This is a genomic window from Microbispora cellulosiformans (genome assembly GCF_008728085.1).
GTDB classification, from domain to species: Bacteria; Actinomycetota; Actinomycetes; order Streptosporangiales; family Streptosporangiaceae; genus Microbispora; species Microbispora amethystogenes.
This window is the reverse complement of sequence record NZ_VYTZ01000041.1, coordinates 1-2,164: the sequence shown is the minus strand read 5'-3', so window position 1 is coordinate 2,164 and position 2,164 is coordinate 1. Positions and strand designations below refer to the sequence as shown.

Genomic DNA, 2,164 nt, shown 5'->3' with positions numbered 1-2,164 from the left:
GGCATCGCCACGATCTATCAGGAGCTTGACCTGGTGGACGGGTTGAGTGTGGCCGAGAACATTTATCTGGGTCATGAGCGGGCGCGGTTGGGGTTTTCGCGTCGGGGTGAGGCCGAGCGGGCGGCGGCGGAGTTGTTGGGGCGGTTGGGTCATGGGGAGATCCGGCCGCGTATGGAGGTGGGCCGGTTGTCGCCGGCGCACAAGCAGATCGTGAGTATGGCGCGGGCGTTGTCGCATTCGGCGCGGTTGATCATTATGGATGAGCCGTCGGCGGCGTTGGCGCATGACGAGGTGGACAACCTGTTTCGGGTGATCCGGGATCTGACCGGGCAGGGTGTGGCGGTGATCTATATCTCGCATCGGCTGGAGGAGATCCGGCAGATCGGGGATCGGGTCACGGTGTTGAAGGACGGGGCGACGGTCGCGGTGGGGTTGCCGGCCAAGGACACGCCGACGCAGCAGATCGTGGCGTTGATGACGGGCCGGAATGTGGAGTATGTGTTCCCGCCGCGCCCGGCGGTGGGGGCGCATGAGGGCGGCGATGAGGTGTTGCGGGTGGAGCACCTGACACTTCCGGGGCGGTTTTCGGATGTGTCGTTCAGTATCCGGGCGGGGGAGATCGTCGGGCTGGCGGGTCTGGTGGGGTCGGGCCGTAGTGAGATCGTTGAGGCGATCTACGGGGCGCGGCGGGCCAGCGGCCGGGTGGTGCTTGATGGTCAGGTGGTGCGTCCGGGCAGTACGACGCGTGCGGTGCGGATGGGGATGGGGCTTGCGCCGGAGGAGCGTAAGGCGCAGGCGTTGCTGCTGGATCATCCGGTGGCGCAGAACATCACTTTGGCGTCGTTGAGCCGGTATACGCGGCCGCGGTGGCTGGGGTGGCTGGATCGTAAGAGCGAGTTCGCCGAGGCCAAGCGGTTGTCGGAGGCGTTGGACATCCGTCCGCCGGACCCCAGGCGGCCGATCCGGACGTTGTCGGGTGGTAACCAGCAGAAGGCGGTGCTGGGGCGGTGGCTTGCGGAGGACCGCAAGTTGTTGTTGCTGGATGAGCCGACGCGCGGGGTGGATGTCGGGGCGCGGGCGGAGTTGTATGCGCTGGTGCGCAAGCTGGCCGATGACGGGATCGGTGTGCTGCTGGTGTCCAGCGAGGTGCCCGAGGTTCTGGGGTTGGCGGATCGGGTGCTGGTGGTCCGGGAGGGCCGGATCGTGCACGAGGCGCCGGCGCAGGAGCTGGATGAGCATCGGGTGCTGGATCTGGTGATGGTCTCCGCTGGGGAGACGGCTGGGTCCGAGGTAGCAGATTCTCCTGAAGGAGCGTTCCATGACTGAGGTCGATCAGGCGGCGCCGGCGAACGCGCCGGCCAAGCCGGCGGGTGCGGGCGGGCCGTTGGGCCGGCTGGGGCTGGGCCGGGTGGGTGAGGCCCGGCATGTCGGGCTGGTCGCGGCGTTGGTGCTGCTGGCGATCGTGGGGGTGGTGACCCGTCCGGAGAACTTCGCCACGTCGTCGAACCTGGTGAGTATTCTGGCGCTGGCCTCGACCATCGGGGTGATCACGGTCGGGATGACCTTTGTGATCATCGGTGGGGGGATCGACCTGTCGGTCGGTGCGGTGATGGCGCTGGCGTCGGTGTGGGCGACGACGTTGGCGACGCAGGCGTACGGGCCGGTCGTGATGATCGTGTGCGCGGTTCTGGTGGGGACCGGGGCGGGTCTGCTGAGCGGGTTCCTGATCGCCTATGGGCGGATGGTGGCGTTCATCGCGACGCTGGCGATGCTGGTGGCGGCGCGGGGTCTGGCGCAGCGGATGTCGAATCAGCGGACGCAGCTGGTGCAGCCGGACAATTCGATGATCGTGGATCTGTCGACGACGCGGGTGCTGGGGCTGCCGCTGCTGGTGTATGTGTTCGCGCTGGTGGTGCTGGTCGGGTGGCTGGTGCTGAACCGGACGACGTTCGGGCGGCGGACGTACGCGGTCGGGGGGAACCCGGAGGCGGCGCGGCTGGCCGGGATCAACGTGAAGAAGCACACGTTGATGTTGTATGCGCTGTCGGGGTTGTGCTGCGGGATCGCGGCGGTGCTGATCATGGCGCGGACCACGACGGGGTCCTCGACGCATGGTGATCTGTATGAGCTGGACGCGATCGCTGCGGTGATCATCGGTGGGACG

2 protein-coding genes are annotated in these 2,164 nt (G+C 67.6%); both read left to right on the top strand.

The features are described 5' to 3' along the window. Positions 1-1,326: sugar ABC transporter ATP-binding protein (locus F5972_RS36720; protein ID WP_150940762.1), on the top strand; the 1,326-nt coding region annotated here is incomplete at its 5' end. Then, the coding region (locus F5972_RS36715; RefSeq protein ID WP_150940760.1) for an ABC transporter permease at positions 1,319-2,164 on the top strand (846 nt) is incomplete at its 3' end. The genes F5972_RS36720 and F5972_RS36715, both read left to right, overlap by 8 nt.